We start from the raw sequence: 15363 nt of genomic DNA on the forward strand, positions 1-15363 counted from the left end.
TCACATCAGCAGGCTTCACATCAGCAGGCTGCACGGCGCGCCCCTCCCGAGCGTGAGATGACCTCGCGGAAAAACGCCAGCAGCGCCGGCGCATGCGTATCGAAGCAGAACTGCATGCGCCGGCGCCAGCCCTGCTCGCGCAGCTGCGCCATCCGCGCCGGTTCGCGCAATTGCGTCCCGAGCTCGTCGATCCCGCGGTGGAACAGGCCGATATCGAAGGTACGCGCCAACGACTGCGCCGCGACGATGGCGCCGCCGTTGTCGCGCTGAATCATCGGCACGCCGGCCTTCGCCAGGGTCGCGATGCGCGCCGGCAAGGTCAGGTCGTCCCAGTCGGCGCGCCGGATCTCGCCGCCGTTGTAGCTCGTGAAACAGTGCAGCCAGCCGGCGTCGTAGCGCGAAAACTCTCCCACCCAGCGGTCCTGGGCGACGTTGGCGTGCAGGTGCAGGTGGTGCGGCGCCAGTCCTTGCGCCTTGACGATCCACTCACGCCACTGGCCCTGGGTAAAGTCGCCGTAGAAGTGCAGGTGAATGCCCTGCGCGGCCAGCGCGGCCACCGTGTGCGGTGCAGTCCGATCGGCCGTCCCGGCGCCACGGTATGCGGCTCGCCGTCGCGCGCGGACAGCAAGGGCGCGCGCGACGCCCCTAACCACTCGCGCTTGGGCAGGTCGCCGTCGAGGACCAGCGCCGGCGGGCGCGGCGGCGGCGTCCAGCGCCCGGTTCAACGCCCGCCCGAAACCCTCGTTGTGCGGCAGGCGCTGGTAGCGGATGCGCTCATCATCCAGCCAGGGCTCGAGCACCTGGGCCGTATCGTCCTCGGCACCGTCGTCGACGATGATCAGTTCCCAGCGCGTCTGCGCCTGCAGGCTGGCCAGCGCGCGGCCGATGAACGCGGCCTGCTCGAAGGTCGGCATCAACACGCTGACCAGGGGCGCCGGCCCTGCTCCGGCCGCACTGCCGTTTCCTCCCTGGACGCCATGGCCCATCGCTCACGCTCCCGCCGCTGTCAGATGCACCCAGCATAGTCAGCCGCACGGCCCGGCATTTGCGCAGCGTCAGTCGCACGCGCGGAGGGCGAAAATTAAAAATGCGTAAATTCACTTGTGATGAAGATGATTTGTGGTAACAAAACACTATTTCTCTATGGAATGACCTGCTAGACTGCTCGCTTCATCCGCCTGACATCAAACGTCATCAACATTCAGCCAGGCGACGACGGCAGCCGCGCCCAGATGCGGCGCCGTCACATGAGCAGCAAGCAACAACAAGAACTAGGGAAATCACATGAAGAACCAACGGGGCCGCCTGCGCCCTCGTCTGCTCGCGCTCGCCGTTTCCGGCGTCGCTGCGGGAACCGCATACGCACAAGCCTTGCCGCCGTCGGACGGTATCCAGGAAGTAATCGTCACCGCGCAGCGCATCGCCGCGCCGCAATCCAGCACGCCTGTCGCGATGAGCGTGGTCAGCGCCGAGGAACTCGACAAGCTCGGCCTGGACACCCCGGGCGCCCTGTCGGCGCGCCTGCCCAACACCTACCTCGAGAATTCCTACGACGGCCTGCGCATCACCATCCGCGGCGTCTCCAGCAACGACCCGACCGAGAAAGGCGACCCCTCGGCCGCCTTCATGATCGACGGCGTCACCATCGCGCGGCCGCAGAGCCAGAATGCGGCCCTGTTCGACGTCGACCGCATCGAAGTGCTGCGCGGTCCGCAGGGCACGCTGTACGGCCGCAACACGACGGCCGGCGTGGTCAACGTCATCACGCGCGCCCCAGTCGACCGTTTCGAAGGCGCGGCCGCCGTCACGCTGGGCGATTACGCGACGCGCAAGGTCGAAGCCATGGTCAACGTACCGGTGAACGATGCGCTGGCGCTGCGTGCCGCGCTCAGCGCCAACCGGCACGACCCTTATCTGCGCAACGGCCAGGGCAGCGGCTTTCGGCCGGGACTGGACCGCGACGACCGCGCCGCGCGCCTGTCGGCCAAGCTGAACGTCAACCGCGACGCGTCGCTGCTGGTGCGCCTGGACGCCAGCCACGACGACACCAACAACGACAGCGCGGTCCCCGACACCAACTTCTATCGCGGCATCGACGCCGGCCAGCCGGCCTGGTACGGCGACAGCACCAGGAACCGCCTGACCAACCGCTACATCGCGCCCAACATCGCGCCGCAGCAGGGCTTTTCGCACAAGACCACGGCAGGCCTGTCGGCGGAGCTGAACTGGGACCTGGGTCCAGCCACGCTGACCTGGGTCGGCTCGCACCGGCGCTTCGAGCACGACTACCTGTACAACTATTACTACCGGGTCGTCCCCGGCCTGGCGCTGGGCGTGGTCCAGCCATTCCACGGCGACTATGTCCAGAACTCGCACGAGCTGCGCCTGGCCAGCCACGGCGGCGGTCCATTCAGCGTGCAGGGCGGCCTGTACTGGTTCCACGAGCGCACCCGCGACAATTACGACTTCCAGGGCCTGGCCCCGATCGGCCTGCCGCCGCACTACGTGTTCGACGTCGACCCGGTCGTGTCCAGCAGCCGCGCCGTGTTCGGCCAGGCCACCTATGAACTGGTCCCGGGCCTGCGCGCCAGCGCGGGCGCGCGCGCGACCCATGACGAAAAATCGCACGACACCCTGATCGGCTACCAGCAGGCGATCGAGTTCAACCCGGCCACCGACCTGCGCCAGCCGGACGTGGGCACGCTCTCGACCAACAAGACCACCTGGCGCCTCGGCCTGGACTACGACCTGGCCCCGGCCACGCTGCTGTACGGCTCGGTCGCGACCGGCTACAAGGCGGGCGGCTTCAACGACGGTTGCGCGGTCGGCACTACCTCGCGCGGCGCCGCCTGCCTGCCCTCACTGGCGTTGCCGGCCTCGAGCCTGTTCTACCAGCCGGAGACCGTGCGCGCCTACGAGGCCGGCCTCAAGACCCGCTTCTGGCATCGCCGCGCCAGCCTGAACCTGGCGGCTTTCTACTACGACTATCGCAATCTCCAGCTGTCGTCCGAGATCGTGCAGGCCAACGGCAGCCCGGCCTACGAGACCACCAATGCCGGCCAGGCGGCGGTGCGCGGGCTGGAAGCCGACGGCCAGGCGCTGCTCGGCGCCGCCGACCGCATCACCTACGCGCTGACCCTGCTCGACGCCCACTACAGCAGCTACACGCCGGACGGCGTGCATTCCTGGGCCGGCGTCAAGCTCGACCGCGCACCCAGCCGCACCCTGTCGCTCGGCTACGAACACCACTGGATGCTGGCCGGCGGCCGCTTGACGGGCGGCGTTGACACGCGCCTGAGCGGCAGCCACGTGCTGACCATCCCGAGCCAGCTGCTGGTCTACCGCATCCCCGGCCACAGCGCGTCCGACCTGCGCCTGGCGTGGGAACCGGCCGGTACGCGCTGGGGGGTGCAGGCGCGTGTGCGCAACCTGGAAAACGAGGTGCGCCCGCTGACCATCGGCGGCACCGGCTTGACCGTGCCGAGCGACCCGCGCACGGCCGACGTGCGGCTCGATTACCGCTTCTGATCACCCGGGCCCGCGCCGGCGGCGCGCGCGGGCCATCAGGAACAGCGCCGTCAACCGCTTCCGCTATCGACCCATGGAGACCGCATGAACAAGCTGTCGTCCCACCTGCCTCGCCTGTCCGCCGGCCTGCTGGCCGCCTTCCTGCTCGTCCTCGCCGCGCGCGGCTACGGCGAGACCACCATGCTGTTCGTGCTCGGATCGCTGTTCATGTTCGGCCTGTGCTGGACCAGCGCGGCGCACCTGCTGGGCGGGCGCGCCGCCGCGCGCTTCGTGCTGGCGGCGCTTGGCATCGGCTGGCTCGCCGAACAACTGGGCGCGACCCGCGGCTGGTTTTTCGGCAGCTACGACTATACCGAGGTGCTCGGACCGCGCATCGGCGCGGTGCCGGCGATCATTCCGCTGATGTGGTTCGCGCTGTCCTACGCCGGCTACGTGATCGCCAACCTGATCGTGTGGCAAGCCCCGCGCGACGTGCGCGCCGGAGCGGCCCGCGACGGCCTGATGGCCCTGGTCGGCGCGACCGTCGTCACCTGCTACGACCTGGGCGCCGATCCCTACATGGTGTACAAGGCCAAGGCCTGGATCATGCGCGACAAGGACGGCTGGTGGTTTGGCGAAACGGTGCAGGGATTCGCCGGCTGGATGCTGGTCGCGTTCGCGATCCTGTTCGTGTTCCGCATGGCCACGCGCGCGCCCGCGCACGCGCCGACAGTGGACGCGTTGCCGTTCCTGCCGCGCCACGTCGCGACGCCGCTGGCGATGTACGCCGGCCTGATGCTGTTCCAGGTGTTCCTCGGCTATCCGGTCGAGACGCGCTCGATCGCCCTGTTCGCGATGGGCTTTCCGCTGCTGACGGCGCTCTGCGGCCTGCTGCGCTGGCGCCAGGCGCACCGTGCAGGCGCGGACGAGGCCGGATCGGCCGCCGTCACGTACGCCGAGGCCGCACCGACGCTGCAGGAAGCGGCATGAAACGCGACGACCTGCCCGGCGCATTCCCATCCCCGTCCCTGGCCAGCCTGCGCGCCGATCCGCTGGCCGACGCCGTCATCGCCCGCATCCTCGGTGCGCCCGGTCCGCAGGCCGGCCCCGACCTGGCAACGATCGACCGCATCAATGCCGAGATCGCGTCCTGGCAGCTGAACGGCGACCTCGACGCCTGGCGCGCCAGCCCCGCTGCCCCCGCGCAGATGGCGCAGGCGCTGGAAGAGTACGTGCAGGCGGCGCGCGCCCTGCCCGACTGGGCCGATCCGGTCCGGATCGCGCGCGCCGAACGGGTCTTCATGGACATCGGCATGCTGTCCTGCACCCTGCTGTTCTGCGCCAGCCTGCCGCAATGCTATTTGATCCCGGACCTGGCCGCGGTGCTGCACGTGGCTGGCCAGCTGGAACAGCACACCGACTACCGGGTGCGCGCCACCGCCGCCATGATCTTCCCGGTGATGATGCGCGGCGGCTTGAGCCATGCCGGCGGCGGCGGCGTGGCGCAGGCGCTCAAGGTGCGCCTGATCCACGCCACCATCCGCTGGCTGATCCTGCGCGGCGCCGTGCCGGACGCCGTGCCCGACGGCGCGCCCGAGGCAAGGTCCGATGGCGCGTCCGCACCCGCGCTGGCGCCGCAAACGCCGGCCGGCCCGTCGCTGCACGACCGGCTGTATGCGCACGGCTGGGACAGCGCACGCCAGGGCATGCCGTGCAACCAGGAAGAGCTGGCATACACGCTGCTGACCTTCGGCTACGTGTTCCTGGACGCGCTGCGCCGGCTCGGCGTCGGACTCGCGCGCGCGGACGAGGAAGCCTTTTTGCACACCTGGAACGTGCTCGGCCACCTGCTCGGCATCGAGCGCGCGCTGATGCCGGACACGATGGACGCGGCGCGCCTGTTGTTCGAGGACATCCAGGCGCGCGGCCGCCTGCGGCCCCGGCACCCCGACGTGCGCCCGGCACTGGCCGCGGCCCTGGTCGGCAATCTGCAGCGCTACATCCCGCTGCGCCTGCTCAAGCCCTTCCCGGCGCTGCTCATGCGCACGCTGTGCGGTCCGGCGTCGTCGCGCGACCTCGGGCTGGACACGCGCGTCGCCTGGCCGGCGCGCGCTGCGTTCGCGCTGTCCCTGGGCGCCACGCGCGCGCTCGATGCCACGGTGCGCCGCGTGGTTCCCGGCTTCTCGCTGGCGCGCCTGGCCGGACGCCTGCTCGGCTACCGCCTGACGGTGACGATGCTGATGGACCAGACCCGCCCGCTGAAGCTGCCCGCCGCCCTGCTCGGCCAGATCGACGAGGCGGTCAGCGGCTGGCACGACGATCCCGCGGCGCCGCGCTGGATCAACGCGCTCGAACGGCGTGTCAACCGGCGCTCCATGACCATCCCGACCACCCCGACCACCCCACCAGGATAAGCCCATGCAGCGACATCGATTCCCAACGCCTGTTTTCCTGCAGTGGGTCTGCATGCTGTGGCTGGCGCTGGCGGCCATGCCCGCGCTGGCCTCGCCCGCCCCGCTGGTGCTGGACGACGCCAAGCCCCAGGTCGAAGGATGGCCGGCCGCGACCATCCTGCACGACCCGGCCGGCACCCTGCTGGCCGAGGCGCTGGTGCCGGTGCCGGAACGCTTCGCCATCCCGCAAGGCGCGTATGCCACCGCCGGCATGCACCCGGGCGCCTCCTGGCTGCGCGTGCCGGCGCTGGTGGCGGCGGGCGGCGGTGACGGCAACTGGATCTTGCGCATCAATTTCGGCGTGCTCAAGCGCGTCGACTTCTTCCTGATCGCCGACGGCCGCATCGTCCAGCGCGGCGTGTTCGACCGCGTGCAGGGCAGCCAGGGCGCACTCGGCGGGCCGCGCCCGGCTTTTGCCATGCACCTGGTCCCCGGGGTGCGCTACGAAGTGCTGCTGCGGGTGGAAACGCTCAACGCGATCATCCTGCCGATCAGCTTCGAAAAACCGGAGCCGTTCTACGCCGAGACGATGGACGAACAGCTGGTGCAGGGCCTGTTCGCCGGCCTGACCCTGGTGCTGCTGCTGTACAGCCTGGCCCAGTGGATCAGCCTGCGCGACAGCCTGTTTGCGAAATACGCGCTGCTGGTCGGCGGCCTGGCGGTGTACAACCTCACCTGGTTCGGCTACGACTACCGCTACCTGTGGCACTACAACGCCTGGGCCGTCATGCACATGCCGGGCGTGATGACGCTGCTGACCGCGGTCGGCGGCTACCTGTTCGTCGAACACGTGCTGGCCCGCCCCGGCCGCGACCGCATCTTCTCGCGCCTGATGAAGAGCGGCGCCACGGCCTGCCTCATCAGCGCGCTGGCCTGGAGCTTCGACCTGATCGAGATGCACACCGTGGTCAACATCATCATCACGCTGGGCGTGCTGCCGATGCTGCTCGGCCTGCCGGGCGCGTTCCGCCGGGCGCGCCAGGGCGATGCGGTCGGCATCTACTTCCTGGTCGGCTGGACGGTCAGCTTCACGGGGTCGGCGGTGGCCGGCCAGATGTGCACCGGGGTGCTGCCGTTTAACTATTGGACCAACCACCTGGTCGAATTCAGTTCGACGTTCGACATGCTGGTGTTCATGCGCATCCTCGGCCTGCGCACCAAGGACATCCAGGACGCCATGGTGCGCGCCGAAGCGGCGACCCGCCTGAAGTCCGAGTTCCTGGCCAACATGAGCCACGAGATCCGCACGCCGATGAACGCCATCATCGGCATGAGCCGCCTGGCGCTGATGGGCAATCCCGAGCCGAAGCTGCGCAACTACCTGAGCAAGATCCTCGGCGCGGGCGAGCACCTGCTGGGCATCATCAACGACATCCTCGACTTTTCCAAGATCGAAGCCGGCCGCCTGGCGCTCGAGAAGACGCCGTTCGACCTCGGCGAGCTGCTCGAGCACCTGTCCAGCGTCACCGCCCTCAAGACCGACGCCAGGCGCGTCGAGCTGGTGTTCAGCGTGCCGCGCGGGGTTCCCACGCAGCTGGTGGGCGACCCGTTGCGCCTGGGCCAGGTGCTGATCAACCTGACCAACAACGCGGTCAAGTTCACCGACGAGGGCGAGATCGTGGTTGCCGTCGACCTGGCCGAGCGCGACGCCGCGACGGGCGAGGTCGTGCTCGAGTTCTCGGTCAGCGACACCGGCATCGGCATGGACGCCGGCCAGCTCGGCCACCTGTTCGAATCGTTCACCCAGGCCGACAGCTCGATCTCGCGCAAGTACGGCGGCACCGGCCTGGGCCTGTCGATCTCGAAGCAGCTGGTCGAGCTGATGGGCGGGCGCATCGAGGTGGCCAGTACGCCGGGCGTGGGCAGCCGCTTCAGCTTCCGGGTGCGCCTGGGCGTGCAGGATGCGCACGCCGACGCCGCCGCAACGCCGGCCGCCGCGCTGGCGCGGATGCGCGTGCTGGTGGTCGACGACAGCGCCAGCGCGCGCCAGGCGCTGCTCGAGATGCTGTCGGCGTTCGGCGTCAGGGCCGAGGCCGTGGGGTCCGGCGACGCCGCGCTGGCGCGCCTGGCGCAAGCCACGGCGGGCGGCCAGCCCTACCACGTGGTGCTGATGGACTACCTGATGCCCGGCATGGACGGGGTCGAGGCGATCCGCCGCATCCGCGCCGATGCCCGCCTGCACGCGCCGCCGGCGATCCTGATGGTCAGCGCCTGCACGCGCGACAGCGTGCTGCAGCGCGAAAGCGAGCTGCAGCACCAGCTGCCGCTGTCGGGCTTTCTCACCAAGCCGGTCGGACCGGCGCTGCTCTACGACAGCCTGCTGCAGGTGCTGCGTCCCGACCTGGCGCACGCAAACGCCCCGGCCAGGAGCGCGCCGCAGGACCTGGCGCGCCTGGACGGGGCGCGCATCCTGCTGGTCGACGACAACGCCAACAACCGCGAGGTGGCGCTCGACTTCCTGGCGGCCGCGCGCATGCAGGTCGACAGCGCGAGCGGCGGCCAGGAAGCGGTGCAGATGGCCGCGCAAGGCGACTACGACCTGGTGCTGATGGACATCCAGATGCAGGAGGTGGACGGCTTCGCCGCGACGCGCCTGATGCGCGCGCTGCCGCATTGCGCGCAACTGCCGATCGTGGCGATGACGGCGCACGCCATGGCCGGCGACCGCGAGAAGAGCCTGGCCGCCGGCATGAACGACCACGTGGCCAAGCCGATCGATCCGGAGCTGATGTTCCGCGCGCTGCTCAAGTGGATCGATCCGCAGCGCCTGGTCGGCCGTGCGCTGCCCGCGCGCGCAGCGGCCGAGGAGCGCACCGGTGCCGCCCCCGATGGCGTGCAAGGCGCACTGCCGGCGCCGCTGCGCGGGGTCGACTGGGAACGCGCGCTGGTCAACGCCGGCAGCCGTCCCGAGCGTCTCGAGCGCCGCATCGACAGCTTCGTGCGCGAGTACGCCAGTGCGCCGCAGCGCATGCGCGAAGCGCTGGCCGACGGTAACGACGCACTGCTGCACAGCCTCGCGCACAACCTGAAGTCGGGCGCCTCCTACCTCGGCGCCGAGCCGCTGGCGGGCGCCGCCGGGACGCTCGAACTGGCGCTGCGCGCCGGCCGCCGCGAGCACCTGGCGCTGCTGGTGCCGGACCTGATCGTGGCGCTGGAAGCGATCCTGGCCGGACTCGCGCGCGGGGCCGTCCCGGCCGGCGCCGCAGCCACGGCCCCCGCAACGGCGGCCCGACCCGCGCCGCTGCTCGCCCCGCTGCTGGCGCGCCTGGATGCTTACCTGGTCGCCGACGATGCGCGCGCCGAGGACGCGCTGGACGAGCTCGAAGCGGCGCTGCCGGACGCGGTGCGGACCGCGCACGGGGCGCGCATCGGTGCGCTGCGGCGCGCGGTGCGCGAGATCGAATACGAGGCGGCGCGCGCCCACCTGGGGCAACTGGTGCGCCAGCTCGAGGACACAATGGAAACGCAGGCATGAACCACGAACCGCAAAAAGTCCTGGTGGCCGACGACGACGCCATGAACCGCCAGGTGCTGGCCGAGCTGCTCAAGCCGGAATACACGGTGCTGCTGGCAAAGAACGGCGAGCAGGCGCTCGAACGCGCCCAGCGCCATGCCCCCGACCTGGTGCTGCTCGACGTGATGATGCCGGACATGGACGGCTACGAAGTGCTGCGGCGCCTGCGCGCGGATCCGCACACCGCCGCCAGTGCCGTGATCTTTGTGTCCGGGATGGACCGTCCCGAGGACGAGGCCAACGGCCTCATGATGGGCGCCGCGGACTACATCGCCAAGCCGTTCAACGCGACCGTGGTGATGGCGCGCGTGGCGCTGCACCTGCAGCTGGTGCGCCAACGCCGCATGCTCGAGCGCCTGGCCAACATCGACGGCCTGACCGAGCTGGCCAACCGGCGCCGCTTCGACGAGGTCTACGCGACCGAGTGGCAGCGCGCGCGCACGACCGGCGCGCCGCTGTCGCTGGCGCTGCTCGACGTCGACGCCTTCAAGCAGTACAACGACCGCTACGGCCACCCCGCCGGGGACCGCGTGCTGCGCGCCCTCGCGCGTGCGGTGACGGCCTGCCTGCGCCGTCCCGCCGACCTGGCCGCGCGCTACGGCGGCGAGGAAGTGGTGCTGCTGCTGCCCGACACCGATGCCGTTCAAGCACGCGCGCTGATGGACCAGGTCGGCAGCGCAGTGGCGGCGCTGCAGATCCCGCACGCGGCCTCGCACGTGGCTTCGACACTGACCGTCAGCATCGGCGGCGCGACGCTGGGGGCGTCGGCGTTCGAAACGGCCGAGGACCTGTTCGCGGCCGCCGACCGCCATCTCTACCAGGCCAAGCAGGACGGACGCAACCGGGTCGTGTGGCGCGCGCCGGCTTGAGCCGGCTCTGCCTATAATGAAAGCGACCCACCAACACACGAGAGGATCGCCATGAACACCAAGATCACAGCCGCATTCCTGGCCTTGAGCCTTACCACCGGCGCCACCATGGCCGCGCCGGGCTGCCTGAAAGGCGCCGCGGTCGGCGGCGTCGGCGGCCACCTGGCCGGCCACCACGGCGTCATCGGCGCAGCCGTCGGCTGCGCGGTCGGCCACCACATGGCCAAGAAGCAGGCGCGCCAGCAGGCTGCCCAGCAGGCCGCGCAACAGCAGCAGCTGCAGCAACAGCAGGCCGCCAACCGCGCGGCCCAGGCGCCCGCACGCGGCAGCCGGTAACCGGCGTGCGCCGCCCTCGCCAGGGCGGCGCACCGCGTTTCGATCGCCCCCACCGATCGCAGGCATAATAGCGGCATGCGACTCCAGCTCTTCTCCGACCTGCACCTCGAACGCGATCCCAGCTTCGTTCCGTACATCGCCCCCGACACCGACGTCGTGATCCTGGCCGGCGACATCGGCTCGTATCAATCGCATTCGCGCCTGCCCGGCGAGGATTTCGGCCTGGCGCGCTTTTCGCCGCTGCGTGCCGATGCATCGCGCGCACGCGTGCTGTTCATCCCCGGCAACCACGAGTTCGACGGTCTGGATTACGACCAGGCTTACGCGCGCCTGCGCGCGACCTGCGCGCAACTGGGCATCGAGTGGCTCGACCGCGAAGTCGTGACGATCGGCCACGTGCGCTTCGTCGGCACCACGCTGTGGGCCGACTTCGATGCGCTGGCGATGCAGCAAACGGACTTGACGCGCCAGCTGGCGGCGCGCAACAAGGCCTTTCGGGCCGCCAACTATTACCTCAGCAAGAACACCACGCTCAGGGATGGCGAGCCGGTGCTGGCCGAGCAGCAGCGCGAGATGTCGCTCGATTGCCAGGCCTGGCTGCGCGCGGCGCTGGACGCGCCGTTCGACGGCGCCACCGCCGTGGTCACGCATTTCGCGCCGAGTCTGCGCAGCGCCGACCCGCGCTACGGCTTGACGCCGGGGACGGCCGGCTTCTGCAATGCGATGGACGATTTCTTCCCGGGCGCCGACCTGTGGATGCACGGCCACCTGCACTGCGCCAACGATTACCTGGCCGAGGGCGTGTTTGATACGGGCCGCGCCTGGTCGTGCCGCGTGGTCGCCAATCCGCTGGGGTATGCGAACAAGGGCGAGCAGGCGGCTTTCCGGCCCGATCTGGTGATCGAGCTGTGAAAAGCGGTCGGTAAAAGGAACGGCGGGCCTGTAACCGACCCCGCCGGTGGATTGACCGTGAGGGCGTCCTTCGAATCGGGATCCGGCGAGGTCAGTTTGCGTCCGCATATCCTTGATCTGAAAGGAATTATCCGCTCTTGATAGTCCGGTAGAGTCCGCGTTAATGCAGTACGGGCGGCTATGTTTACGCGGGCAGGAATTGGCAGGGACCGTCGAAAAGCCGAGTGCGCTGGCGTGCGGTGGACGGCTGAGCCCCTATTACAGCGACGGCGGCGGTTTATGCCTGCAGGTGTCCAAAGCGGGAACGAAGAGTTGGATCTTCCAATACACGCTGAGCAAGAAGCCGCGCGAGATGGGCCACGGCCCACCGCACACCAGGACCGCAGCCAAACTGGCTGTGACGCTCGAACGAGCGAAGACGGTCACGTTCGACCACTGCGCATGAGAATATATCTCGACGCACCGCAACAACTGGAAGCGGGAAAAGCACGCGGCGCAACGGGAGGCATCGCTCCAAAGTCACGTAAGCCCGGGCATCGGCGAACTGCACCTTAGCTCCCTAAACCACCGTATGCACATACGGTGTGACAAGGATGGTTTTGACACTTAATCAAGACCAGAAAAGTGCCTATAATCAATATTTATTGACTCTCAGTATTTCCCAGTGAAATCCTGTCGGTATTCTTTACACGATCGCGAGCGCGTTGCCGGTAAATTGATCGAATCTTTATATTCATCAACGACTTACGATCAGTGGCACAACACTTGCTTATTACTGGGCTCAACTGTAGTTTTCGAAATCAACTGAGAGATTAATATGCACGCTGTTGTCAAAGCACTGGTAGGTACCGCAATCACCGTGGCAGCCATTTCGGCCCATGCAGATTCACAGCTGTTTAACTGGAACCTGAATCTGTCCACGCTCGGCGGGCAAACCATCACTGGCATCAACCAGCTCGGCTTCAACGGCGACAGCTACGTCAAGAACAACTTCAGCAACGGCGCCGACGCGTTTACCTTCACGGACAATGGCATCTTCAACATCACCACGAAGAATGCTGGCACCTCGCTGTTTGGCACCGTTGGCCAGCTGACGGGCAACTACTACGGCGGCACCGGCACCGGTAGCCTGTCGGGTGGCCATATCAGCTTCAACAGCACCGGCACGCTGGACATCTACTACAGCGCGAGCCAGGCTTACGACAGCACCGCCAACGGCGCCACCGCCATCAACCGTGACGGCGCGGCCACCGGCACCCTGATCGCCAGCTTCCGCCAGGTGGCGGGCGGGGGCGGCGCAATCAACGCGGACGGCACCCCTAACAATAACGGTACGCTGACCCTGAACTTCGTGTCGACCTACTTCCAGCCGGGCGTGTTCACCGATGCGATGGGCAACTCCCTGTCGGCTGGCTACACCTTTGGCGTCGTGACCTCGAACGCTTCGCAAGACCTGGGCAATGCCTCGAACGCGACGGCACGAGAAGCTTTGAGTGGCTCGCCTGACACCATCAACAACCCGCCGGCCTATTTCTATGTCAACAACGGCGGCCAGATCAAGCTGCAAACCAACGCCGTCCCGGAACCGGCATCGCTGGCTATCTTCGGCGCCGGCCTGCTGGGCCTGGCAGCTCTGCGTCGCCGCAAGTCGTAATACATCGACAGCGTTCTAGAGAAAGCACTAGCCCGGCTCTTACGCCGGGCTTTTTTACGACTGATGACCTTGAATTCCTCGCTGATCGTCAGCTTTTAATCGTGGGTGCCGGCTTAACGTGGGACAATGGTCGGTCGACCGTCGACCACGCGCATCACCAGCTCAGGCGCGCTGCCGGGATGAGGACGTGCGGGCCTACCAAGCCACTGCGGCCGGGTCTGGTTTCCAGTGTGCCCCCCCCCCCCCGCCAATCCCTACGCGTGCGTACATCAGCACCGCCTTCCAACGTGGCACGCCGGCAGGCAGGCCTCGACAGCGCGCCGCTGGTCGCGATGGCCTGCCACGAGACCTACGACGCGCACTGCGTCGGCTGGCTGATGAACCAGCTCGGCGCTGGCAACAACATTGCCCTGCGCCCGAGCGTGCGCAGCTGCACCAACATCCGGAAAGTTCGCTTGGTCGGCGCGCAGCACAAACCTTCGAGGAGACCCTGCCGTGACCAGCACCCATAGCGCCACAGGGGCGCGACAAACAGGAGCCGGTTACAGCGCTACTAATGGGCTGGATGAGCGTCGATCCAGCTGCGCGCCCTCTTTCCCGCAGTCTGGCGCGCCAACTCGGCCGTTTCGCAAGTAACTGCCGAGCTGATGCCCTCTTGGTAGGCGATAGGTGACTGAACACCCAATCCTCGCGACGCGTGTCTACGAATGATAAAAGCGCTGTAGTAGCGATTACAAGGCGCAGCCAAGACATTCACCGCAACTGCATAGCCCATGTAGTCGATGGAGGGCATTGTTTGCATGGCGACTCCAGTAATTACCGAAAAGGCATCGTAGCATGATCGAACGCAAAGTCATCTGCCACAGGTGCGGCCCGCTCGACTCGCCGGTGGCCGGTCAGTGCCGGCATGCGTACTAGCGCCGCGGTACGGTGCCCGGGAAGCGCCACCAACGCGCGAGCAGCAGCTGTACTGAGATCGGCGGCTGCAGCTGGGCGCAGGATTAGCGTAAGCAGAAACCCAATGGATACGCCTCGAGGCTTTTTGCGCCTACCGGACGTCATGAACATGGTCGGCATCAAGCGCACTGTCATTTATGAACGAATCAAGGCCAGGACGTCCCCGGCTCCGTCGGATCGGCGCGCGCAGTCGGGAGGGACGAGGCCGAGCTGGCGAAATGGCAGACAAACCTGCCCCGGGGCGTCAAAACTGAGCCGATTTAGGGACGTGGGTAGAAGTGTGGGTAGACGCTGATATCAGCGCCACCCACATAGTGGAGTCATCAGGCGAGGACAGGAGTCGAACCTGTCTGGGCGGCGTTGCAAGCCGCCGCATAACCGCTTTGCTACCTCGCCGAGAATGATAATGCGCTTTTTGACGGGTTCGTTCTCTGCGCCGGCTCAACACCAGCCCCCTTGACGGGGCCGGCATCGTCGAGCATCACACCTTGGCCGTCACGCCAGGCTGTTCCGCGCGCGCCAGGAAGGCTTGCGTCACCTGCGGCAGGTGTTCGAGCAGCCAGGCGGCCATCGCCTTTTCCTGCACGATGATCTGCTCGCAGGCGGCCTGGGTCGCGCTGTCGCCGACCGCCTGGGCGCCGGCGATCAGCGTGGTGTAGGTCGCGATCTCGATGTTCTCGAACACGTAGCCGGCCATCGCGCCCTTGACCACTTCGTCGCTGACCGTCATGCCGCCGACCGCCTGGCCCATTGCCATCAGCTTGCCACCCATGTCCTTGATGACCGAGTTGCTGATGCCGCGCCGCGCCAGGCATTCGTCGAGCACGCTCTGCTGCCAGCGCGTTTCGTCGATGTGCTGGACGATGCGCGCGCGCAGGTCCGGGTAGTGTTCGAGGCGCTCGGCTTGTGCACTGAGCATTTTTTCGGCCTGCTGTTCCATCGCGTGGGCGTCGCGCAGCCAGTCGTTCAGGTTTTCGTCTGCCGTGGTGGTCATGGTTTCTCCGCTAAAGTTGTATTCACGAAATGTATTTACGATTGCAGTCCGCGCCAAGCGCAGCTTGCATTAAGCATGCTTCACTTTGGCAGACCCGGTCGACACTGTTTGTTAGGTCCGGCACATATGCGGACGATCTACTCAGCCACGAATTGTTGCTCAAGGAC

Annotated in this window: 11 protein-coding genes and 1 tRNA gene; 9 read left to right on the plus strand and 3 right to left on the minus strand. The window is 67.6% G+C overall.

What is annotated here, in order from left to right; genetic code table 11:
- Positions 1-20: 20 nt before the first annotated feature.
- Positions 21-986, minus strand: coding sequence for a glycosyltransferase family 2 protein (locus FA90_RS27235; protein WP_036168203.1), 966 nt, complete (start codon positions 984-986; stop codon positions 21-23).
- A gap of 298 nt (positions 987-1284) precedes the next feature.
- On the opposite strand from FA90_RS27235, the gene FA90_RS09245 reads away from it, so the two are divergent.
- The 9 genes from FA90_RS09245 to pepA all read left to right on the plus strand — a co-directional run bounded on the left by FA90_RS09245 (position 1285) and on the right by pepA (position 13245).
- Entirely contained in the window at positions 1285-3528 is a 2244-nt protein-coding gene (locus tag FA90_RS09245; RefSeq protein ID WP_036168205.1) for a TonB-dependent receptor, read from the plus strand.
- An 84-nt stretch (positions 3529-3612) separates the two neighbouring features.
- Positions 3613-4497 (plus strand): carotenoid biosynthesis protein, encoded by an 885-nt coding sequence (locus tag FA90_RS09250; RefSeq protein WP_081933751.1) that lies wholly within the window; start codon positions 3613-3615, stop codon positions 4495-4497.
- Positions 4494-5921, plus strand: a complete 1428-nt coding sequence (locus FA90_RS09255) for an oxygenase MpaB family protein (RefSeq protein WP_051971631.1) — start codon at positions 4494-4496, stop codon at positions 5919-5921. The genes FA90_RS09250 and FA90_RS09255 overlap by 4 nt, the downstream gene beginning before the upstream one ends.
- A 4-nt stretch (positions 5922-5925) precedes the next feature.
- Positions 5926-9435 carry a hybrid sensor histidine kinase/response regulator gene (locus FA90_RS09260; protein ID WP_036168207.1) on the plus strand — a complete coding sequence of 1170 codons (3510 nt, stop codon included), beginning with the start codon at positions 5926-5928 and terminating at the stop codon, positions 9433-9435.
- Complete coding sequence (locus FA90_RS09265) at positions 9432-10343, plus strand: diguanylate cyclase domain-containing protein (RefSeq protein ID WP_036168210.1); 912 nt, start codon at positions 9432-9434, stop codon at positions 10341-10343. Before FA90_RS09260 ends, FA90_RS09265 begins: the two co-directional genes overlap by 4 nt.
- A gap of 51 nt (positions 10344-10394) precedes the next feature.
- The gene (locus FA90_RS09270) at positions 10395-10679 is read left to right on the plus strand and encodes a hypothetical protein (protein ID WP_051971632.1); all 285 of its coding nucleotides are present in this window, start codon (positions 10395-10397) and stop codon (positions 10677-10679) included.
- 75 nt (positions 10680-10754) lie between these two features.
- Positions 10755-11591 (plus strand): metallophosphoesterase, encoded by an 837-nt coding sequence (locus FA90_RS09275; RefSeq protein WP_036168212.1) that lies wholly within the window; start codon positions 10755-10757, stop codon positions 11589-11591.
- A 163-nt stretch (positions 11592-11754) separates the two neighbouring features.
- Complete coding sequence (locus FA90_RS27675; protein WP_036168215.1) at positions 11755-12036, plus strand: Arm DNA-binding domain-containing protein; 282 nt, start codon at positions 11755-11757, stop codon at positions 12034-12036.
- Between the two features lie 372 nt (positions 12037-12408).
- Positions 12409-13245 carry a flocculation-associated PEP-CTERM protein PepA gene (gene pepA / locus FA90_RS09285; protein WP_081933752.1) on the plus strand — a complete coding sequence of 279 codons (837 nt, stop codon included), beginning with the start codon at positions 12409-12411 and terminating at the stop codon, positions 13243-13245.
- 1282 nt (positions 13246-14527) lie between these two features.
- On the opposite strand, the gene FA90_RS09295 is transcribed toward pepA, so the two are convergent.
- Positions 14528-14598, minus strand: a tRNA-Cys gene (locus tag FA90_RS09295).
- An 85-nt stretch (positions 14599-14683) separates the two neighbouring features.
- Entirely contained in the window at positions 14684-15196 is a 513-nt protein-coding gene (locus FA90_RS09300) for a ferritin-like domain-containing protein (protein ID WP_036168225.1), read from the minus strand.
- Positions 15197-15363 lie beyond the last annotated feature (167 nt).

Origin of the sequence: Massilia sp. 9096, from assembly GCF_000745265.1 — a bacterium.
In the GTDB taxonomy this organism is placed as follows: Bacteria; Pseudomonadota; Gammaproteobacteria; order Burkholderiales; family Burkholderiaceae_D; genus Telluria.